The following is a 19,468-nucleotide window of genomic DNA, read 5'->3' as shown; positions in this document are numbered from 1 at the left end:
CATCATAGACAACTATAGATGAGGATGCACGGCGGTTATTGCAGCAATGAGGCAGGAATAACAGCCACCGCCCCGGAAGGGCGGTGGAGAGGATGAGGCTATTTTGCCGGCTCGGGTTGGCTATCTACTATCCGCACGGAATAAACCATGGTGGCGCCTGGCGGGATTTTTGGCGGTAATCCTTTACTGCCATAGGCCTTTTCAGGCGGGACGACGAGCGTCACGGAGCCGTGGTTCTGTAGACGCTTCAGCGGTTCGCGAAACACCGGGGGATAGGCATCCAGCTTTTGCGTAAGCGCCTGATCTTTCGCTTCCATATCGTTGATCACCGTCCCGTCCGTCAGCATCTCTTTGATCACCACGGTAACCAGGTCATTACCGCTTATTTTTCCTTTACCCAGGTAATCGACGCGGCTGTAGACGCCCTCTTTAAAGACCACATCTTTTTTGCGCGCAAACGCCTGCTGATATTTCTTGCCGGCACTGATGTTTTTCTGCTCTATTTTATTCAGGTTCTGATAAACCTGCTGCGACACATCAAACAGCGCTTTGTTACGTTCCTGCTCTCCGAGACGAAGCTGGCCGCGAAAGGCATCTTCGATGCCCTGCAACACCAGGCCTGCGTCGACGGTAACTCCCTGAGTGCGACGGGTGGTAAGGACGTTGAGCGCCTCGCTTCCCATCGAGGCGCCGATCGCATAAGCCTGCTGTTCTCCCGATGCGCTGAGTTTGGCAGCGGCGCTCTCGCCGCTGCGCGTTTTGGACTGTACAGAAAGCTGCGTTCTCAGCAGTTCGATTTCATCTTCTTTCATCCGTAGCTGGGCGTTGTCTTTATCCGCCTGCAGGCGATAGGCTGCCACTATGGCCGCCATCTCTGGTTGCTCATTTTTTGGCGCAGCGGCGTCGTTAGCGGGGCCATGCGGCGCTTTATCCGCGGCGGCCAGCCGGGTGGACAGTGATTGTTTATCGGCGTTAAGGGCTTTGACCTGATCGAGGGCAGCCTGCTGCGTCTTTTCCGCAGCGGCGAGGCGAATAGTCAGCGACTGCTTATCGGCGTTAAGGGCCTTAACCTGCTCGAGGACGGCCTGTTTCTCTTTTTCCGCGGCGGCCAGCCGGGTAGCCAGCGGCTGTTTGTCAGCGTTAAGCTGGTCAAGAGCGGCCTGCTGCGCCTTCTCCGCAGCGGCGAGGCGAATAGTCAGCGACTGCTTATCGGCGTTAAGGGCCTTAACCTGCTCGAGGACGGCCTGTTTCTCTTTTTCCGCGGCGGCCAGCCGGGTCGTCAGCGGCTGTTTGTCAGCGTTAAGCGCTTTGACCTGCTCAAGAGCGGCATGTTTCTCTTTTTCCGTTGCGGCCAGTTGGGTCATTAGCGCGTGTTTATCTTTATTAAGCGTGGTAAAGCTGGCGCTGAGGCGTTTATTTTCAGCTTCGGCTTGCTGAATCTGCGTCGTTAATTGCTGGATCTGCTGACGCGCCGCGGCCTGGCTTTGCTGTAGATTATTATTCTGCACAACGCCTGCTTTTTTTATTAATGCCTCTTTTTCTGCAGTAGCGGCGCTTAAGGCGACCTGTAATTCATTAATTCTCTTATTCAACGCCGCTTGCTCATTCGCTCCGGCAGTATCCGTTTGCGGCGTAGCGGCAAGCTGTTTTTTTAATTGCTGTATAAGCTTATCTTTTTGTGCAATCGCCGCCTGCTGGCTGGTGATTCTTTTTTGTAATTGTGAGGTGTTGGTACCGGTTTTTTTATTATCTGCGCTCTGGCGGCTTTCTTGTGTTTGTTTTGCGCTTGCGGCATCGTTTTTTTCTTGCGCCTGAGATTGCTGGGTTTGCTGTTGGGCGTAATCAAGAAAGGCCGGCGCGGCGCCGGCGGTGAAGGGGGTTGAAAGCGCCAGCGCAGCGACGAGCATCAGCAGGGGCGCGTTGAGGGTCAGCGTGGCGGCTCTGTTCATGGCTGTTTGCTTTCACCACGCTGTACCAGGCTATCGATCAGCGTTTTCTGGATATCGGCGCACAGTTTGATGGATTTAAACTGATACATGGAGTCAATGCCAAGCCGGGTAGGATCCGCCACTTTCTCGCGCACGCTATTGTATTGTGACGCCGCGCGCACTAAAGCGTTAAAGTCATTGCTGAGTTTAGTGGCTTGCTGTGGGTTAACCTCTTTTAGCGAATCCAGCGCCTGGCGACAGGATTCAATGCGCGCTTGTTCGCTGGCCGCCCGCTCCTGCTCTGCCTGCTGCTGTGACGTCAGCGGCGTGGCGATCGGTTTAACCGGCTGGCGGGAAGAGGTATTGCTACAGCCGGCTACTAACAGCGCGGCGAGTGGGATAACACGAAGAGTCAGCGAGATATTCACAATTTCAGTCCATGAAGTAGGTATATTTTTACCGGATTCTAGAAGGGTGCTTTTTATTTTGCAATATATGAATAATGATATTTTATTAGTTTTTTAGTCATTCTTCATTATTATGGGTTTACTTTATTTGGCAAATTGATAGGTTCGCAATTAAATAAGGTTTGTTTATATACAATAATAAATATAAATATTTAAAGGGGGAAGTTGAAATGCTAAAGGCGCGGAGCGTTGCCGCCCGCGCAGGGAATTATTTAACGTAAGCCAGCAGGCTGAGCGAATCGCGGGCCAGCGCTTTACATTTTTTCGCCGTCGGAATGTTAATGCCGCTAAGATCGCGATAGCTGTCTTCGCCAAGCGCTTTCATGTTGTAGCTGTCATAGTTGCTCAGGTCCCACTGGTTCTGTTGGGCAAAGAACACCAGCGCGCGACGGATCTGCGTGTTGGGCAGGTTCTGGTAGCCACAGTCGTTTTTCAGAAACACAAAAACCGCGGTTAAATCAGCCATATCTTCCGCTTCGGATTCGCTGAGCGCGTAGCTGTTGGCGGAGAGAGCAAGCAGGCTGCCGAGTACCATTGTTCTGAAAAGCGTCTTCATTTTTTCTACCATTAGATCACCGACGCTTCAAATTAGCATACTTCTTTACACAGCGCCGATCTTTATTCTTACTCTTCTGCTTGACCTTCCCGTTACGGTAGGGTTTAAGCTCAAATATTCGCCCGCAGAATAAAAGGATGTGAATATGCAACGTAGAGACTTCCTCAAACTGACCGCCGCGGTCGGCATGGCCAGCGCATTGCCGTTATGGAGCCGGGCGGTCTTTGCCGCCAGTCGCCCGGCTCTGCCGATACCGTCGCTGTTAGCCGCCGATGCGCGCAACCGCATCGCGCTCAGGATCCAGGCGGGCAAAACGCGGTTTGGCGCCCTGAATGCCACTACCTGGGGCTACAACGGGTCGCTGCTGGGCCCTGCGCTGCAGCTCACGCAGGGGAAGACCGTCACGGTGGATATTACTAACCAGCTGGCGGAAGAGACCACGCTGCACTGGCATGGTCTGGAGGTACCGGGCGAGGTCGACGGGGGGCCACAGGGGGTTATCGCGCCGGGCGCCACCCGCACGGTAAGCTTCACGCCAACGCAGCGGGCGGCGACCTGCTGGTTTCATCCGCATCAGCATGGGAGCACCGGCCGGCAGGTGGCGATGGGGCTGGCCGGCCTGGTGCTGATCGAGGATGAAGAGAGCGGGCGCCTGCTGCTGCCTAAGCAGTGGGGAATCGATGATGTGCCGGTGATCGTCCAGGATAAGAAGTTCACCGCCGCCGGCGAGATCGACTATCAGCTGGATGTGATGAGCGCCGCCGTCGGCTGGTTTGGCGATACGCTACTGACCAATGGGGCCCTCTATCCCGAACATGCCGCGCCGCGCGGCTGGCTGCGCCTGCGCTTGCTGAACGGCTGTAATGCCCGTTCCCTCAATTTTGCCACCAGCGATAAGCGCCCGCTGTACGTAGTGGCCAGCGATGGCGGTCTGTTGGCCGAGCCGGTCAAGGTCGATGAATTGCCGGTCTTGATGGGGGAACGCTTTGAGGTGCTGGTGGACACCAGCGACGGTAAACCTTTCGATCTGGTGACCCTGCCGGTGAGCCAGATGGGCATGGCGATTGCGCCTTTTGATAAACCACAGCCGGTACTGCGCGTCCAGCCGCTGGTCATTCCCGCCTCCGGCAAGCTGCTGGATACTCTGGCCGCTCTCCCGGCGTTACCGTCCCTGACGGGGCTGACGCAGCGTCAGCTCCAGCTGTCGATGGATCCGATGCTCGACCGGATGGGCATGCAGGCGCTGATGGAGAAGTATGGCGACCAGGCGATGGCCGGAATGGATCACGGCATGATGGGGCATGGCGACATGAGCGACATGGGGAATATGCATCACGGCGACATGAGCATGAACCACGGATCCGGCATGGAGCATGGCATGTCGTCAGGCAAGGGCTTTGATTTCCATAACGCCAACCGCATCAACGGCAAAGCCTTCGACATGAATGAGCCGATGTTTGCCGCCGCCAGAGGCCAGTATGAGCGCTGGGTGATTTCAGGTAAAGGCGACATGATGTTGCATCCGTTCCATATCCACGGCACCCAGTTCCGTATCCTCTGCGAAAACGGCAAGCCGCCAGCGGCGCATCGTCGCGGCTGGAAAGACACCGTTCGTGTGGAAGGGGACGTGAGTGAAGTATTAGTGAAGTTTGATCATCCGGCGCCGAAGGAGTTTGCCTATATGGCCCACTGCCACCTGCTGGAACATGAAGACACCGGGATGATGTTGGGGTTCACGGTTTAAGTCTCTGCGACCTGCTGCCATCCCCTACGGGAAGAAGGACGGAACACCAAAAAAAACGGCAACTTTCGTTGCCGTTTTGCGTTTTATTTGGCGTCATCCGGGAGCGCATAGGCGACAATATAATCGCCCATTTTGGTACCGAACGAGCCGTGACCGCCGGCAGAGATGACAACATACTGTTTGCCATTCACTTCGTAGGTCATCGGAGTCGCCTGACCGCCGGCTGGCAGACGGGCTTCCCACAGCTTCTCGCCGTTGCTCATATTATACGCGCGCAGGTAGTTATCTGCAGTCGCGCCGATGAACAGGACGTTACCGGCCGTGGAGATCGGACCGCCCAGCATCGGTATCCCCATGGTAAACGGCAGTTTAACCGGCATCGGGAACGGCAGGCTGTCCTGCGGAGTACCGATACGTTTTTTCCATACCACTTCGTTGGTTTTCAGATCCAGGGCGGAGATATACCCCCAGGCCGGCTGTTTGCACGGCAGGCCGAACGGCGACAGGAACGGGTTCAGCGTTACGCCGTACGGGACGCCGTACTGCGGCTGCACGCCGGACTCGGTACCAGAGCCTTTCGCATCTTTCGGCGGCTCCATCGGATTGCCTGGCCCGCGCGGGATCAGTTTTGAGACGAAAGGCAGCGCCATCGGGTTGGCGATAGCCACCTGACGGTTCGGATCGACGGAGATACCGCCCCATTCAAACATCCCCAGGTTACCCGGGAACACCAGCGTGCCCTGCTCAGACGGCGGGGTGAAGATACCTTCATAGCGCAGCTGGTGGAAGATCACGCGGCACACCAGCTGGTCGAACATAGTGGCGCCCCACATGTCCGCGCCGGTCAGATCTTTCTTCGGACGGAAGCTCAGATCGGAGAAGGGCTGGGTTTTGGTAACGTAATCACCTTTGGCAGCGCCCTGCGGTACTGGTTTTTCCGGCGCCGGGACCACCAGCTCGCCGTTACGACGATCCAGCACGAAGATGTTGCCGGTTTTCGCCGGGGCATAGATGACCGGTACGGTTTTGCCGTTGACCTCAATATCAGCCAGCGTCGGCTGGGAAGGCATGTCCATATCCCACAGATCGTGATGGACGGTCTGATAGCTCCAGGCCAGCTTACCGGTGGTGGCGTTCAGTGCCACAATCGAGCTGGCATAACGCTCTTGCTCCGGCGTACGGTTGCCGCCCCAGATGTCCGGAGTGGTCACGCCCATCGGCAGATAGACCAGATCCAGCTTAGCGTCGTAGGCGGCAGGCGCCCATGAGTTCGGCGAGTTGAGCGTGAAGTGATGTTCATCGCTCGGGATGGCGTTCGGATCTTTCGCACCCGGATCGAAGGCCCACAGCAGTTTACCGGTATTCACATCAAAGCCGCGGATCACGCCTGACGGCTCGCGGGTAGAGAAGTTATCGGTGACCGCGCCGGCAATCACGATGGTTTTATCGGTGATGATCGGCGGTGAAGTGGGTTCATACATGCCCGGCGTGGTGACCGGCATGTTGGTCTGCAGATTGAGAATACCTTTATTAGCAAAGGTTTCGCACAGCTTACCGTTGTCGGCGTTTACCGCGAACAGGCGACCATCGTTCACCGGCAGGATAATGCGGCGCGGACAGTCGGCGACGACGTCGGCAGGGGCGTTATCCGCTTTCGCTTCGTGATAAGAAACACCGCGGCAGGTGACGTGCTGGAACGACGGATCGGCGTTCAGCTGCGGGTCAAAATGCCACTTCTCTTTACCGGTGGCGGCGTCCAGCGCAAACAGGCGCTGGTGAGCGGTACACAGGAAGAGCGTATCGCCGACTTTAATCGGCGTCACTTCGTTAGTGATTTCACCCGGATCGTTCGGCTGTTTCAGGTCGCCGGTGCGGAACACCCAGGCTTCCTTCAGGTTCTTCACGTTATCGGCGTTAATCTGCTTCAGCGGGGAGAAGCGCTGGCCTTCCTGGTTACGGCCATAGGCCGGCCAGTCGCCGTCGGCGACGGTGGAAATCGGTGCGGCCGGCGTAGCGTCGGCGCTCAGGGTGCCGTTGACTTCCTGCGGGTCGTTAAAACCAGCCCAGGTCAGCATGCCGCCGCTGATCAGCAGGGCGACGACCAGCGCGCCAACGGCGCCAGCGGAAGGCACCGGCAGACGACGCCAGACAAAGGGCAGGATCAGCCAGATGCCAAAGAAGACGAGGATATCGCTACGCGGCGTCAACGCCCAGAAGTCGAAACCAACTTCCCAGACGCCCCAGATCATGGTCGCCAGAAGCAGCGCGGCGTACAGCCACAGAGCAGCGCGCTTGCCGCGGAACAGCATTACGGTCACGCCCAGCATCACCAGCCCGGCGATAGGGTAGTACCAGGAGCCGCCAAGCACGACCAGCCATGCCCCGCCGATTAATAGATAGAGGCCGCAGAACGCTGCAAATAGCGCAGTCAGCGTCACCAGGAGCCTTGATTGTTGAGACTTTGTTTCAGCCATAAAAAGTTACTCATGTGTTTGTTAAATTTTTTAACTGCAATTAATTATAGGATTTAACAAGTGTGATCGGAATCACAAATATGGCTTTATTAATCCCTGCACCGAAGATTTCTTTTTGCTGGTATACTGGATGGCTTGCCGGTCATCGTCGGGGCGAAAGCAGCGGCTTTGATGATTTATATTTAGAATCAAATGGTTAGTATTATGAAACATACTGTAGAAGTGATGATCCCGGAATCCGAGATCAAAGCGCGTATCGCGGAACTGGGTCGTCAAATCAACGAACATTATCAGAACAGCGGCAGCGAAATGGTGCTGGTGGGGCTGCTGCGCGGCTCGTTTATGTTCATGGCCGACCTGTGCCGTGAAGTGCAGGTGCCGCATGAAGTCGATTTTATGACCGCCTCCAGCTACGGCAGCGGCATGTCCACCACTCGTGATGTGAAAATCCTTAAAGATCTGGATGAAGACATCCGTGGTAAAGACGTTCTGATCGTGGAAGACATCATCGATTCCGGCAATACCCTGTCTAAAGTTCGCGAAATCCTCAGCCTGCGCGAGCCGAAATCGCTGGCCATTTGTACGCTACTTGATAAACCCAGCCGCCGCGAAGTGAACGTCCCGGTTGAATACGTCGGTTTCGCGATTCCGGATGAGTTCGTGGTGGGCTACGGTATCGACTATGCTCAGCGCTACCGCCATCTGCCGTATATCGGCAAAGTCACCCTGCTGGACGAGTAAGGGGATATCCCACTCTGGACAGCGCGCGCCGCGCTCTCCAGGGTGGCGAAGTCTGAAGGCTATCTGTGGTTGATGTGCTTGATCTTGAGGTTGGAGATCCCGTGGCGATAGCGCTGTTCGAGGGTTTCCCTGCTCACAGCGGTGACATCCAGATCGCGCAGCAGTCCGTCGTGAATCCCGTAAGCCCAGCCGTGGATGGTCACCTTCTGTCCGCGCTTCCACGCGGATTGCATAATCGTCGAATGTCCCAGATTGTACACCTGTTCCATCACGTTCAGTTCACAAAGGGTATCCAGACGGCGCTCCTCTGGCATTTCACCGAGCAGCGAGCTGTGCTTAAACCAGATATCGCGGATATGCAGCAGCCAGTTGTCGATAAGCCCCAGCTCCGGGTTCTCCACCGCCGCCTGCACGCCGCCGCAGCCGTAGTGGCCGCAGATAATAATGTGCTCGACTTCCAGGACATCGACGGCATACTGCACCACCGACAGACAATTGAGATCGGTGTGGATCACCAGGTTCGCTACGTTACGATGCACGAACAGTTCGCCAGGCTCCAGGCCGGTGAGTCGCTCAGCGGGAACGCGGCTGTCCGAACAGCCAATCCACAGGAAGCGTGGTTTCTGCGTCTGCGACAGTTTCTCAAAAAAGCCGGGGTCCTCTTCCACCAGCATTTTTGACCATAGTGCATTGTTGCTGATGAGTGTATCTATATCATTCATGGACGTTATCGGCCTGTAACCAAGTAAGTGCGTTGCGCTAATATAGGGTAAGCTCACCTTTTTTAAAACCATCTTAACCCGTGATACTTCAGGCTGCAGATGCGTTGGCGGCGTCAGCGCCGGTCCAGCGCAAACGTGAGTCAGGCGGGTTAATGACGTGTCACGACACGAGAAGAGATATTTAATGACCATTGCTCTGGAATTAAAACAGCTCAAAAAAACCTATCCCGGCGGGGTTCAGGCGCTGCGGGGGATCGACCTGCAGGTCGAAGCGGGGGATTTTTATGCCCTGCTGGGCCCGAACGGGGCCGGAAAATCCACGACCATCGGCATCATCAGCTCGCTGGTGAACAAAACCTCTGGTCAGGTCAATGTCTTTGGCTACGATCTGGAGAAAGACGTCGTCAATGCCAAGCGCCAGCTTGGCCTGGTGCCGCAGGAGTTTAACTTCAACCCGTTCGAAACCGTGCAGCAGATCGTCGTTAACCAGGCGGGCTACTACGGCGTTGAGCGTAAAGAAGCCCTTTCCCGCAGTGAAAAGTATTTAAAACAGCTCGACCTGTGGGAAAAACGCAACGAACGCGCGAGAATGCTCTCCGGCGGGATGAAGCGCCGTCTGATGATCGCCCGCGCGTTGATGCATGAGCCGAAGCTGCTGATCCTCGACGAACCGACCGCCGGCGTCGATATTGAACTGCGTCGCTCGATGTGGGGCTTTCTCAAGGATCTCAACGATCGCGGAACCACCATTATCCTGACCACCCACTATCTCGAAGAGGCCGAAATGCTATGTCGCAACATCGGCATCATCCAGCACGGCGAGCTGGTGGAAAACACCTCGATGAAAGCGCTGCTGTCGAAGCTGAAGTCAGAGACCTTTATTCTTGACCTCGCGCCAAAAAGCCCGGTGCCGAAGCTCGAAGGCTACCAGTACCAGCTGGTCGATACCTCGACGCTGGAAGTGGAGGTTCTGCGTGAGCAGGGAATTAACAGCGTCTTCGCGCAGCTGAGCGCCCAGGGGGTGCAGGTACTGAGTATGCGTAACAAAGCTAACCGTCTGGAAGAGCTGTTTGTCACGCTGGTGCATGAGCGAAAAGGAGAATCAGCATGATGCAGCTTTATTGGGTCGCGCTGAAAAGCATCTGGACCAAAGAGATCCACCGTTTTATGCGCATCTGGGTACAGACGCTGGTGCCGCCGGTGATCACCATGACCCTGTATTTCGTGATTTTTGGCAACCTGATCGGCTCGCGCATTGGTGAGATGCATGGTTTTACCTATATGCAGTTTATCGTCCCGGGCCTGATCATGATGGCGGTGATCACTAACGCTTACGCCAACGTCGCCTCATCCTTCTTCAGCGCCAAGTTTCAGCGCAATATTGAAGAGCTGCTGGTGGCGCCAGTGCCGACGCATGTGATTATCGCCGGCTACGTGGGCGGCGGGGTAGCGCGAGGACTGTGCGTAGGTATCCTGGTGACCGCGGTGTCGCTATTCTTTGTGCCGTTCCAGGTTCACTCCTGGCTGTTTGTCGCCCTGACGCTGCTCCTCACCGCGGTGCTGTTCTCGCTGGCCGGGCTGCTGAACGCAGTGTTTGCCAAGACCTTCGATGACATTAGCCTGATCCCGACCTTTGTGCTGACGCCGCTGACCTATCTCGGCGGGGTGTTCTACTCGCTGACCCTGCTGCCGCCGTTCTGGCAGGGGCTGTCGCATCTGAACCCCATCGTCTACATGATCAGCGGTTTTCGCTTCGGCTTCCTCGGTATCAACGACGTCCCGCTGGCGACCACCTTCGCCGTGCTGGTGGTGTTCATTGTCGCCTTCTATCTGCTGTGCTGGTCGTTAATTCAGCGCGGTCGCGGCCTGCGTAGCTGATACTCATCATGGTTAGCGCTTCCTGAAGTAAATATGCGAAGCGCTAACCGCTTATCTTTGACTCCCATCACCGATACGTCATCTTCACCTTGCTACATTATTCGCTGGCTAAGGAGGGAAGCATGCTCGGATGGGTCATTACCTGTCACGATGAGCTGGCGCAGGAGATGCTGGATCGTCTTGAACAAAAGTTTGGTCCGCTGGCCCAGTGCCGGGCGGTCAATTACTGGCGCAATCTCAGCAGCAATATGTTGAGCCGGATGATGTGCGATGCGCTGCATGCCACCGACTCCGGGGACGGGGTCATTTTTCTCACTGACAAAACCGGTGCGGCGCCTTATCGGGCCGCGGCGCTGATGAGCCACAAACATACCCACTGCGAAGTGATCTCCGGCGTCAGCTATCCACTCCTTGAGCGAATGTATCTCCTGCGAGGCACGTTAAGCAGCGTGGCGTTTCGCCAGGCGATCGTCAGCGCGGGCGGGCCGATGGTGAGCAGCCTGTGGCATCAGCAGCAGAAGAACCCCCCGTTCCGGTTGCGCCATGATGCCTGGGGAAATTAAGCAGCGGGACAGATACCGCTTTTGTTACAATAACCGCCGTTGATGGTATAACGGTTTGATGCGTATGCTTGCCCGATTTTTGACCCTGCTTCTTTTCCTGACCTCACTCAGCGCCTCCGCCAGCCTGCTTAGCCAGCAGGGCAAGGCTGTGCGCTATATGCAAACCACCGAAGACGCGGTCATCTGGGCGCAGGTGGGAAACCATGTGGTCAGCGTCGGCAATGTTCGTGCCGGGCAGATCCTCGCAGTCGTCCCGACGGCGGCTGACTACTATGAGTTTCGTTTCGGCTTTGGCACCGGGTTTATTGATAAAGGGCATCTCGAGCCGGTGCAGGGCAAGCAGCGGGTGGAGGACCGTTTGGGGGATCTTAATAAACCGCTGAGTAACCAAAATTTACTCACCTGGAAAGATACACCGCTCTATGACGCTCCCTCGGTAAGCAGCGCGCCGTTCGGCACGCTGGCCAACAATCTGCGCTATCCGATCCTCAGCAAGCTGAAGGACCGGCTCAATCAGACCTGGTTTCAGATCCGCATTGGCGACCGGCTGGCGTGGGTCAGTAGTCTGGACGCGCAGGAGGATCACGGTATTCCCGTGCTGACCTATCACCATATTCTGCGCGATGAAGAGAACACCCGTTTTCGTCATACGTCGACCACCACCTCGGTTCGCGCCTTCACGAATCAGATGACCTGGCTGCGCGATCAGGGCTATACCACGCTGACCCTGTATCAGCTGGAAGGCTATGTGCGTAATAAAATCAATCTCCCGGCGCGGGCGGTGGCGATCACTTTCGATGATGGCTTGAAATCGGTGAACCGCTACGCCTATCCGGTGCTGAAACAGTACGGTTTCCATGCCACCGCGTTTATTATCTCCTCGCGTATTAAGCGCCATCCGCAGAAGTGGGATCCGAAATCCCTGCAGTTTATGAGCATTTCCGAGCTACGCCAGATCCAGGACGTCTTTGATATTCAGTCGCATACTCACTTCTTGCATCGGGTTGACGCCGGCCGGCGGCCGATTTTATTCAGTCGCAATTACCATAATATTCTGTTTGATTTCGCCCGCTCGCGCCGGGCGCTGAGCCAGTTTAATCCGCACGTTCTCTACCTTTCCTATCCCTTCGGCGGCTATAACGCTACGGCGGTGCAGGCGGCGAATGACGCCGGGTTTCATATGGCGGTAACGACGGTGCGTGGGAAGGTGAAGCCGGGGGACAATCCGTTTCTGTTAAAGCGGTTATATATCTTACGCACGGATTCGCTGGAGACGATGTCGCGGCTGATCAGTAACCAGCCGCAGGGGTAATACCGACGCTGCGCCTGAGCGCAGCGTCGCGGCCATCAGGCGACCTGTACCGGAATAGCTTTTGCCTGGCGCTTCATTTCGTTGTCGCCTTCGAAGTAGGCGATGTTAGGCTGCCAGCTGCGCGCCTCTTCGTCCGACATGGTAACGAAGCTGGCGATGATCAAAATATCGCCGACGCTGGCGCAGTGCGCGGCGGCGCCGTTAACGGAGATGATCCGGGAGCCCCGCTCGGCGGCAATGGCGTAGGTGGAGAAACGGTTGCCGTTGGTGACGTTCCAGAGGTGAATAGTTTCATTCTCCAGAATACCGGCCGCATCCAGGAAGTCCTGGTCAATGGCGCAAGAACCTTCATAGTGCAGGTCCGCCTGCGTGACTTTTACGCGGTGGAGCTTGCCCTGCAGCATATTACGCATCATAACTTCTACCCTTCAACCTTAATGTAGCAGAGCGGACACGGCGCCCGCCCTGAGAAAAGCCCGGGCAGTATTGCCCGATTTTTACCCGCTGTCTACTGAGCGAGCGTGACGATCCGGTTGTCGATCAGGCGGGCCTGCCCCAGCCAGGCGGCCATCAGGATCACCGCGCGCTGGCTGGCATCGGTCAGCTCAAGCAGGGTGTCGGCATCGCGGATCTGAATGTCGTCGGCGCGGAAGCCTTTCTCATTCAGCTCTTGTTCAGCGATAGCGATGATCTCATCGAGCTGCCGATCGCCGGCGGCCAGCTTTTCCGCCACCGCGCTCAGCACTTTATACAGACCAGGCGCGATTTTGCGCTGGTCGGCGGTCAGGTAGCCGTTACGCGAACTCAGCGCCAGGCCATCTTTCGCGCGGACGATCGGCACGCCGATGATCTCAATGTCGTAGCCCATGTCGGCGACCATCTTGCGGATCAGCGCCAACTGCTGGAAGTCTTTCTCGCCGAAGCAGGCGACGTCTGGTTGAACAAGGTTGAACAGCTTACTGACGATGGTCGACACGCCGCGGAAATGGCCCGGGCGGCTGGCGCCTTCGAGCATGGTGGATAATCCCGGAACGTCGACGTAGGTCTGGCCTTCAGTACCCTGGGGGTACACTTCCGCCGGCGTCGGCGCGAAGACAAAGTCGACATGACGTTTGTTCAGCTTTTCGCAATCATCCTGTAAGGTGCGCGGGTAGCGCGCCAGGTCGTCGACGCGGTCAAACTGCATCGGATTGACGAAAATACTGACCACCACCACGTCCGCACTGGCTTTGGCTTCATCAACCAGCTTCATATGACCATCATGCAGGTTGCCCATCGTCGGGACCAACGCGATACGCTTACCTTCCTGACGCAGACGGCGGATATGCTGCCGCAGCAGCAGTACGGATTCAATAATCAGCACAACAAGACTCCTTAATGGAAACTGTGTTCTTCGCCCGGATAGACTCCGGATTCGACTTCGGCAATATACTGCCGCACCGCGGCGCGGATGTCGCCCGCTTCGGCAAGGAAATTCTTGGCAAATTTAGGAATGTGGCCGCCGGTAATGCCGAAAGCGTCATGCATCACGAGGATTTGCCCGTCGGTGACGTTGCCCGCGCCGATGCCGATCACTGGAATGGTCAGAGCGTCGGTGATGCGCTTCGCCAGTTCAACCGGCACGCACTCCAGGACCAACAGCTGCGCACCCGCCGCCTCCAGCGCTAACGCGTCTTCAAACAGGGTCTGCGCCGCATCGCCGCGACCCTGCACTTTATACCCACCGAATACGTTCACCGACTGCGGCGTCAGGCCAAGATGGCCGCAAACCGGCACCGCGCGCTCCGCCAGCATCCTCACGGTGTCGGCCAGCCAGGCGCCGCCCTCGAGTTTGACCATATTGGCGCCAGCGCGCATCACGATGGCGGCATTTGCAAAGGTCTGCTCGGGGGTGGCATAGGCCATGAACGGCAGGTCGGCAAGCAGCAGGCTGTTTGGCGCGCCGCGGCGGACGGCGCGGGTGTGATAGGCGATATCTTCCACGGTAACCGGCAGGGTGGAGTCGTGACCCTGCACCGTCATTCCCAGCGAGTCGCCTACCAGCAGCACATTTATGCCTTCATCGGCGAACAGCTTCGCGAAGCTGTGATCGTAGGCGGTAATGGTGGCAAAGCGCTTCTTTTCCTGTTTGCATTTCTGCAGCAGGGCAATGGTGGTCGGTTTCATAACATTTCCTGATGATGAAAGTCATATTAACCGGCATTCTAACAGCAGCATTCAGAGGGGCAATGATTTTGGGCAACCGATTACGACGATCGCCGCAAATGCTAAAAAAGGAAGAGGGGATTACCAGCTGGCGGGCTTTTCCGCGCCGAGATTATCCAGCACGGCGCGCAGCGCCGGTCCGTCAGGAAAGTGAAGGTCCGGGGCGATCTCGAACAGCGGCCAGAGCATAAAGCCGCGGTTTTTCATATCGTAGTGCGGAACGGTCAGGCGCTCGCTGTTAATGACAGCATCGCCAAACAGCATGATATCGAGGTCCAGCGTGCGCGGCCCCCAGCGTTCGGCTTTGCGCACTCGCCCCTGCTGCAGTTCGATGCGCTGAGTATGATCGAGCAGCGTCTCGGGGGGCAGGGCGGTTTCCAGCGCAACGGCGGCGTTGAGATAGTCCGGCTGATCCTGCGGGCCCAGCGGCGGCGTGCGGTAGAACGAAGAGACGGCGACCACGCGGCTGTGCGGAATTTCGCCCAGGGCGCGGATAGCCGCCTGCGCCTGCTCCAGTGGAGAAGCAAGGTTGCTGCCAAGAGCGATATAGACCAGAGTCATGCGCTACCCTGGCGCGGCGCGCGCTTGCGCGGACGACGGTGACGACGGCGCGGCGCCGGATCGTCCCCGAGGTCGTTGAGCATATCTTTTTGCGCCGGCGGCGCGGCGACCTGGAATTCGCCCCACCATTTGGTCAGGCGCTGCAGTTCGTGGTTGTTCTCGGCGCCGGCGCGTAGCTCCAGCAGGTCATAGGCGGCGCGGAATTTCGGATGCTCCATCAGCTTCCAGGCGCGTTTGCCCTGACGACGGGACATGCGCAGCTGCAGCTGCCAGATATCACGAATAAGGGTGGTGATGCGCTTAGGGATCGCCAGCGTACGGCAGGCTTCGTCCAGCACATCGTTCATCGCCAGGGCGAAGGCGTCGTAGTACGCCAGGCCGCTCTCCTGAGCGATTTTTTGCGCCGTCTCCAGCAGCGGATACCAGAACATCACCGCGAAGAGGAAGGCCGGATTGACGCGCATATCGTTATGAATGCGGGTATCGGTATTCTTCAGCACCTGGCTGATGATCCGCTCCATCGGGCTGTCGCCGCGCTCGGTAAAGTAGCGGGTGATGGTCGGGAACAGCGGCTGGAACAGGCTGTATTCCCGCAGCAGCATGTAGGTCTGGTAGCCATACCCGGCCTGCAGCAGCTTGAGCACTTCTTCGAACAGACGCGCCGGCGGCACATCGTGGAGCAGGGCGGCCAGGCGCGGCAGCGGTTCAGCCGTTTCCGGGCTGATGGTCATATTGAGCTTGGCAGCAAAGCGCACCGCGCGCAGCATGCGCACTGGATCCTCGCGATAGCGGGTTTCCGGATTGCCGATCAGGCGGATCACGCCGTCCTGCAGATCCTTCATGCCGCCGACGTAGTCGCGAACGGTAAAGTCCGCCACGCTGTAATAGAGGCTGTTGATAGTGAAGTCGCGACGCTGGGCATCCTCCTCGATCGAGCCGAAGATGTTATCGCGCAGCAGCATGCCGTTCTGGCCCCGCTGGGAGGTGACGCGATCGGTGGTATGCCCTTCGTGATGGCCACGGAAGGTGGCGACCTCAATGATTTCCGGCCCGAACATCACATGCGCCAGGCGGAAACGTCGCCCAACCAGACGGCAGTTGCGGAACAGCTTGCGTACCTGATCCGGCGTGGCGTTGGTGGTAACGTCAAAATCTTTTGGCTTTTTGCCAAGCAGCAGGTCGCGGACGCCGCCGCCGACCAGCCAGGATTCGTAGCCCGCCTTGTTGAGGCGGTACATGACCTTGAGGGCGTTTTCACTGATATCTTTGCGGGAAATAGCATGCTGCTCACGCGGGATCACCGTCATAGGCGTTGGTTCGACGGCGGCTTCTGCCTCGCGCTCCTCACGGCTTAGCACCTTACGGCAAAAATTAGCGACTCGGGTAAAAATGGTGCACCTCGTAGTGTCAGACGGACTTCAGATCAACTGTACAGTGTAAAAATAGCGGCTAATCATAGCTCAGCGGGAGCCATTTGAGAATGCTCGATTTTCGCCGGCTGCCAGTTGGCGACGGCCTGGACGAGTAAATCATCGATGCTCAGGGCCTGCCACTCCTCGGGGATCGCCTGATTCAGAAAGCGGAGCGCCCGGACGATTTCGGGGCGCGGATCGCCTTCCGGCAGCGCCGGCGCGTGGTTTTGTTTAGAGAGTTTATTGCCGTCGCCATTGAGAGCCAGCGGCAGATGGAGGTAATCCGGCGCCTGCCAGCCAAAATGCTGATACAGCGAAATCTGCCGCACCGTCGGCTCAATCAGGTCTGCGCCGCGGACAATCTCGGTGATCCCCTGAAAGTGGTCGTCGACCACCACCGCCAGGTTGTAGGCGAACAGCCCGTCGCGACGGTGGATAATAAAATCCTCACACGCCAGCGGCTCATTGGCGATGAGCGTGCCGCGCAGACGGTCGCTAAACTGCAGCACCGGACGGGTTTGGCGCAGGCGCAGCGCGGCGTTTTCCGCCCCCAGCCCGAGATCGCGGCAGTGGCCGTCGTAGATCCCGCCCACGGCGTGGATCCGCGCGCGGGTGCAAGTGCAGTAATAGCTCAGCCCTTGCTCGCCCAGCCACGTCAGCGCCTCGCGGTAGGCTTCGTGCCGTTGCGACTGCCACAGCACGTCGCCATCCCAGTGCAGACCGTAGTGGTCAAGCTGGCGCAGGATGGTATCGGCAGCACCGGGGACTTCGCGCGGCGGGTCGATATCTTCAATACGAACACGCCAGATGCCCTGGTTCGCGCGGGCTTGCAGGTAGCTGCCGAGCGCGGCGATCAGAGAGCCGAAGTGGAGTTCGCCGGAGGGGGAGGGGGCGAAGCGCCCTATATAGCGTGAGTCAGTCATGGTACGGACAACAGAACCAGGCGGGAGAGACTCCCGCCAGAGAGTGAGGCAGCAGGGGATTAGCCCGCCATCTGTTTTTCGCGAATTTCCGCCAGGGTTTTGCAGTCAATGCACAGATCCGCTGTCGGACGCGCTTCCAGACGGCGAATGCCGATCTCCACGCCGCAGGATTCGCAGTAGCCGAAGTCTTCGTCTTCAACTTTTTTCAGCGTTTTCTCGATCTTTTTGATCAGTTTACGTTCGCGGTCGCGGTTACGCAGCTCCAGGCTGAACTCTTCTTCCTGGGCGGCACGGTCTACCGGGTCCGGGAAGTTAGCTGCTTCATCCTGCATGTGCGATACGGTGCGATCCACTTCATCCCTGAGTTGATTACGCCATGCTTCAAGAATACGCTTGAAGTGCGCCAGCTGGGCTTCGTTCATATACTCTTCGCCCTGTTTCTCTTGGTACGGCTCCACCCCAGCGATGGCGAGAATACTCAGGGACGATGTTTTACGGTTTTGCCCTTCTTGCATGTTGCTTCTCCTTAACACGCACTATCGATCCCCATGTGGGGGAAAATCAGGCCGCTATAAATAGCAGATGCTTTTCCGGATAGCAATTATCTAAACGTTACACTTGACAACCCTGTGAAGAAAAGCGTATTCGCGCTTGCGACCCGAACACTATTTAGCCACTTATTTACCGGGGTTTAACACCACGGCGATCGGCTTATTCAGAGTCATCCTCGTCGTAGAAAGTTCCGCTTTCCAGGCGAGAATTTCCACCCCCTTGTCCTGGGCTTCTGTTAACAGCTGTGCGTATCTGGCATCAATATGATGCGCGGGAGAAAAACGGTCAATTGCCGAATGCAGGACGGCAAATAAAATCACCGCGCGGTCGCCATTTGCCGCGACGGCCATCAGTTCCCGCAGGTGCTTCTGACCGCGCGTGGTCACCGCATCGGGAAAATAACCGTATTCTTTCTCCGCCAACGTAACCGATTTCACTTCAATATAGCAGTTTTGTCGGTCATCTGCCTGTAACATAATATCGATACGGCTATTCTCTTCGCCATATTTCACTTCGCTTTTCAGCTGGTTATAGCCTGAAAGTTCAGGAATTATTCCGGCGGAAATCGCCTCTTTCGCCAAAGAATTCGCGCGCAGCGTATTGACGCAAATAACTGCGCCCTGCTGGGTTTCAGTTAATTCCCAGGTGTGGGCATATTTGCGCTTCGCATTGTCTGAGGTGGAATACCAGACGGTGTCGCCCGGGGCGGCGCAGCCGGTCATCGCCCCGGTATTCGGGCAGTGGAGCGTCAGCTCGCGGCCATCGGGGGTGACCACGTCAGCAAGAAATCGTTTGTAACGTTTAAGCAAAATGGCGGGCTGCAACGGCGGATCAAACTGCATCAACTTTCCTTATCAAACGGATAACGTTCCAGCGCCGTGTAGCGCGTGCGCCCCCGGCTAAAGCTGGACTCATAGAGCACGAACTCGTTCACCGGAAACGTCCAGCGAAAGCCGGGGGCCGGGATCGGCACCGCCTGGCGAGCATCGCGCCACAGGGTAATATGCGGGTGAAACGGCTGCGGGCTCTGATAGCAGCCGCTGCGCGCCGCCTGAGCGCGCAACATGCTGGCGAGCTGCAGCAGGCCGCGCGGCGGCTGGCGGGTTCCGAGCCACACCACTCGCGAACGTAGCCACTGTCCGGCATCGTCCAGAGTCAGGGTAAAGCCCGGCTGGCGCAGGCGACCAGCGAGAGCGGCCAGCGCCCGCTGTTTTTCCGCGCTCACCTCGCCGAGAAACGCCAGCGTCAGATGAAGATTATCCGCCGCGACGGGCCTGCCGGCATCTTCGGGGAAGTGCGTTGCCCGCCACTGGACAATCTGCTTCTGGACGGCAGACGGCAGTTCAAGCGCAAAAAACAGCCTTTTCGGCTCAGACATGATAGAGACTCGGTAATGAATTAGGGGGATGCTACAATGCGAACCCCTGAAT

21 protein-coding genes are annotated in these 19,468 nt (G+C 57.3%); 7 read left to right on the top strand and 14 right to left on the bottom strand.

Annotated elements, in window-relative coordinates; translation table 11 throughout:
- Window positions 1–98: 98 nt before the first annotated feature.
- From ACR809_RS20940 to ACR809_RS20930, 3 genes are all read right to left on the bottom strand, one after another.
- Window positions 99–1,508 (bottom strand): FKBP-type peptidyl-prolyl cis-trans isomerase, encoded by a 1,410-nt coding sequence (locus ACR809_RS20940; RefSeq protein ID WP_227542367.1) that lies wholly within the window; start codon window positions 1,506–1,508, stop codon window positions 99–101.
- A 437-nt stretch (window positions 1,509–1,945) separates the two neighbouring features.
- Window positions 1,946–2,356, bottom strand: a complete 411-nt coding sequence (locus ACR809_RS20935; RefSeq protein ID WP_004145917.1) for a hypothetical protein — start codon at window positions 2,354–2,356, stop codon at window positions 1,946–1,948.
- Between the two features lie 247 nt (window positions 2,357–2,603).
- Window positions 2,604–2,951: a YacC family pilotin-like protein gene (locus ACR809_RS20930; protein ID WP_002888808.1), complete on the bottom strand. Its 348-nt coding sequence runs from the start codon at window positions 2,949–2,951 to the stop codon at window positions 2,604–2,606.
- Between the two features lie 145 nt (window positions 2,952–3,096).
- Between ACR809_RS20930 and cueO the strand changes: the two genes are divergently transcribed.
- Window positions 3,097–4,695 carry a multicopper oxidase CueO gene (gene cueO, locus ACR809_RS20925; protein WP_108452649.1) on the top strand — a complete coding sequence of 533 codons (1,599 nt, stop codon included), beginning with the start codon at window positions 3,097–3,099 and terminating at the stop codon, window positions 4,693–4,695.
- Between the two features lie 83 nt (window positions 4,696–4,778).
- Here the strand turns inward: cueO and ACR809_RS20920 are convergent, their stop codons facing one another.
- A complete protein-coding gene (locus ACR809_RS20920; protein WP_122051550.1) occupies window positions 4,779–7,169 on the bottom strand; it encodes a glucose/quinate/shikimate family membrane-bound PQQ-dependent dehydrogenase in 2,391 nt (796 codons plus the stop codon).
- A gap of 80 nt (window positions 7,170–7,249) precedes the next feature.
- On the opposite strand from ACR809_RS20920, the gene ACR809_RS20915 reads away from it, so the two are divergent.
- Together ACR809_RS20915 and hpt are read left to right on the top strand one after the other, a co-directional pair.
- Entirely contained in the window at window positions 7,250–7,369 is a 120-nt protein-coding gene (locus tag ACR809_RS20915) for a hypothetical protein (protein ID WP_012542835.1), read from the top strand.
- A gap of 4 nt (window positions 7,370–7,373) precedes the next feature.
- Complete coding sequence (gene hpt, locus ACR809_RS20910; protein ID WP_002888819.1) at window positions 7,374–7,910, top strand: hypoxanthine phosphoribosyltransferase; 537 nt, start codon at window positions 7,374–7,376, stop codon at window positions 7,908–7,910.
- 59 nt (window positions 7,911–7,969) lie between these two features.
- Here hpt and can read toward each other — a convergent pair whose 3' ends face one another.
- Window positions 7,970–8,632, bottom strand: a complete 663-nt coding sequence (gene can / locus ACR809_RS20905; RefSeq protein ID WP_002888821.1) for a carbonate dehydratase — start codon at window positions 8,630–8,632, stop codon at window positions 7,970–7,972.
- 184 nt (window positions 8,633–8,816) lie between these two features.
- Between can and ACR809_RS20900 the strand changes: the two genes are divergently transcribed.
- The 4 genes from ACR809_RS20900 (at window position 8,817) to ACR809_RS20885 (ending at window position 12,385) form a co-directional block, all read left to right on the top strand.
- The gene (locus tag ACR809_RS20900; RefSeq protein ID WP_002888823.1) at window positions 8,817–9,743 is read left to right on the top strand and encodes an ABC transporter ATP-binding protein; all 927 of its coding nucleotides are present in this window, start codon (window positions 8,817–8,819) and stop codon (window positions 9,741–9,743) included.
- Window positions 9,740–10,510: an ABC transporter permease gene (locus tag ACR809_RS20895; RefSeq protein WP_002888827.1), complete on the top strand. Its 771-nt coding sequence runs from the start codon at window positions 9,740–9,742 to the stop codon at window positions 10,508–10,510. Before ACR809_RS20900 ends, ACR809_RS20895 begins: the two co-directional genes overlap by 4 nt.
- A 122-nt stretch (window positions 10,511–10,632) precedes the next feature.
- Complete coding sequence (locus ACR809_RS20890) at window positions 10,633–11,073, top strand: PTS sugar transporter subunit IIA (RefSeq protein WP_004177394.1); 441 nt, start codon at window positions 10,633–10,635, stop codon at window positions 11,071–11,073.
- A gap of 58 nt (window positions 11,074–11,131) precedes the next feature.
- Complete coding sequence (locus tag ACR809_RS20885; RefSeq protein WP_004145907.1) at window positions 11,132–12,385, top strand: polysaccharide deacetylase family protein; 1,254 nt, start codon at window positions 11,132–11,134, stop codon at window positions 12,383–12,385.
- Between the two features lie 35 nt (window positions 12,386–12,420).
- On the opposite strand, the gene panD is transcribed toward ACR809_RS20885, so the two are convergent.
- From panD to thpR, 9 genes are all read right to left on the bottom strand, one after another.
- Window positions 12,421–12,801: an aspartate 1-decarboxylase gene (gene panD, locus ACR809_RS20880; protein ID WP_002888834.1), complete on the bottom strand. Its 381-nt coding sequence runs from the start codon at window positions 12,799–12,801 to the stop codon at window positions 12,421–12,423.
- A gap of 92 nt (window positions 12,802–12,893) precedes the next feature.
- Window positions 12,894–13,748 (bottom strand): pantoate--beta-alanine ligase, encoded by an 855-nt coding sequence (gene panC, locus ACR809_RS20875; RefSeq protein ID WP_002888835.1) that lies wholly within the window; start codon window positions 13,746–13,748, stop codon window positions 12,894–12,896.
- A gap of 11 nt (window positions 13,749–13,759) precedes the next feature.
- Window positions 13,760–14,551, bottom strand: coding sequence for a 3-methyl-2-oxobutanoate hydroxymethyltransferase (gene panB, locus ACR809_RS20870; protein WP_002888841.1), 792 nt, complete (start codon window positions 14,549–14,551; stop codon window positions 13,760–13,762).
- A 120-nt stretch (window positions 14,552–14,671) separates the two neighbouring features.
- Window positions 14,672–15,151: a 2-amino-4-hydroxy-6-hydroxymethyldihydropteridine diphosphokinase gene (folK, locus tag ACR809_RS20865; protein ID WP_004145905.1), complete on the bottom strand. Its 480-nt coding sequence runs from the start codon at window positions 15,149–15,151 to the stop codon at window positions 14,672–14,674.
- Window positions 15,148–16,542: a polynucleotide adenylyltransferase PcnB gene (pcnB, locus tag ACR809_RS20860; protein WP_071526609.1), complete on the bottom strand. Its 1,395-nt coding sequence runs from the start codon at window positions 16,540–16,542 to the stop codon at window positions 15,148–15,150. The genes folK and pcnB overlap by 4 nt, the downstream gene beginning before the upstream one ends.
- A 62-nt stretch (window positions 16,543–16,604) precedes the next feature.
- Entirely contained in the window at window positions 16,605–17,486 is an 882-nt protein-coding gene (gene gluQRS, locus ACR809_RS20855) for a tRNA glutamyl-Q(34) synthetase GluQRS (RefSeq protein ID WP_023316458.1), read from the bottom strand.
- Window positions 17,487–17,545: 59 nt separating this feature from the next.
- On the bottom strand, window positions 17,546–18,001 hold the full coding sequence (dksA, locus tag ACR809_RS20850; protein ID WP_104158837.1) for an RNA polymerase-binding protein DksA: 456 nt from the start codon (window positions 17,999–18,001) through the stop codon (window positions 17,546–17,548).
- Window positions 18,002–18,163: 162 nt separating this feature from the next.
- Window positions 18,164–18,880 (bottom strand): DNA/RNA nuclease SfsA, encoded by a 717-nt coding sequence (gene sfsA, locus ACR809_RS20845; protein WP_002888848.1) that lies wholly within the window; start codon window positions 18,878–18,880, stop codon window positions 18,164–18,166.
- The gene (gene thpR / locus ACR809_RS20840) at window positions 18,880–19,416 is read right to left on the bottom strand and encodes an RNA 2',3'-cyclic phosphodiesterase (RefSeq protein WP_004177389.1); all 537 of its coding nucleotides are present in this window, start codon (window positions 19,414–19,416) and stop codon (window positions 18,880–18,882) included. Before thpR ends, sfsA begins: the two co-directional genes overlap by 1 nt.
- Window positions 19,417–19,468 lie beyond the last annotated feature (52 nt).

Source organism: Klebsiella sp. CD33 (assembly GCF_051992865.1).
Taxonomy (GTDB): Bacteria; Pseudomonadota; Gammaproteobacteria; order Enterobacterales; family Enterobacteriaceae; genus Klebsiella; species Klebsiella pneumoniae.
Note: the sequence above shows the minus strand (reverse complement) of the source record. Positions and strands in the feature narration are given on the sequence as shown.

What these genes read in the sequence shown, in the direction of transcription:
- ACR809_RS20930 (WP_002888808.1), bottom strand. Translation starts at nt 2,951, where the DNA reads ATGAAGACGCTTTTCAGAACAATGGTACTCGGCAGCCTGCTTGCTCTC.
- cueO (WP_108452649.1), top strand. Translation starts at nt 3,097, where the DNA reads ATGCAACGTAGAGACTTCCTCAAACTGACCGCCGCGGTCGGCATGGCC.
- ACR809_RS20920 (WP_122051550.1), bottom strand. Translation starts at nt 7,169, where the DNA reads ATGGCTGAAACAAAGTCTCAACAATCAAGGCTCCTGGTGACGCTGACT.
- ACR809_RS20915 (WP_012542835.1), top strand. Translation starts at nt 7,250, where the DNA reads ATGGCTTTATTAATCCCTGCACCGAAGATTTCTTTTTGCTGGTATACT.
- hpt (WP_002888819.1), top strand. Translation starts at nt 7,374, where the DNA reads ATGAAACATACTGTAGAAGTGATGATCCCGGAATCCGAGATCAAAGCG.
- can (WP_002888821.1), bottom strand. Translation starts at nt 8,632, where the DNA reads ATGAATGATATAGATACACTCATCAGCAACAATGCACTATGGTCAAAA.
- ACR809_RS20900 (WP_002888823.1), top strand. Translation starts at nt 8,817, where the DNA reads ATGACCATTGCTCTGGAATTAAAACAGCTCAAAAAAACCTATCCCGGC.
- ACR809_RS20895 (WP_002888827.1), top strand. Translation starts at nt 9,740, where the DNA reads ATGATGCAGCTTTATTGGGTCGCGCTGAAAAGCATCTGGACCAAAGAG.
- ACR809_RS20890 (WP_004177394.1), top strand. Translation starts at nt 10,633, where the DNA reads ATGCTCGGATGGGTCATTACCTGTCACGATGAGCTGGCGCAGGAGATG.
- ACR809_RS20885 (WP_004145907.1), top strand. Translation starts at nt 11,132, where the DNA reads ATGCGTATGCTTGCCCGATTTTTGACCCTGCTTCTTTTCCTGACCTCA.
- panD (WP_002888834.1), bottom strand. Translation starts at nt 12,801, where the DNA reads ATGATGCGTAATATGCTGCAGGGCAAGCTCCACCGCGTAAAAGTCACG.
- panB (WP_002888841.1), bottom strand. Translation starts at nt 14,551, where the DNA reads ATGAAACCGACCACCATTGCCCTGCTGCAGAAATGCAAACAGGAAAAG.
- folK (WP_004145905.1), bottom strand. Translation starts at nt 15,151, where the DNA reads ATGACTCTGGTCTATATCGCTCTTGGCAGCAACCTTGCTTCTCCACTG.
- gluQRS (WP_023316458.1), bottom strand. Translation starts at nt 17,486, where the DNA reads ATGACTGACTCACGCTATATAGGGCGCTTCGCCCCCTCCCCCTCCGGC.
- dksA (WP_104158837.1), bottom strand. Translation starts at nt 18,001, where the DNA reads ATGCAAGAAGGGCAAAACCGTAAAACATCGTCCCTGAGTATTCTCGCC.
- sfsA (WP_002888848.1), bottom strand. Translation starts at nt 18,880, where the DNA reads ATGCAGTTTGATCCGCCGTTGCAGCCCGCCATTTTGCTTAAACGTTAC.
- thpR (WP_004177389.1), bottom strand. Translation starts at nt 19,416, where the DNA reads ATGTCTGAGCCGAAAAGGCTGTTTTTTGCGCTTGAACTGCCGTCTGCC.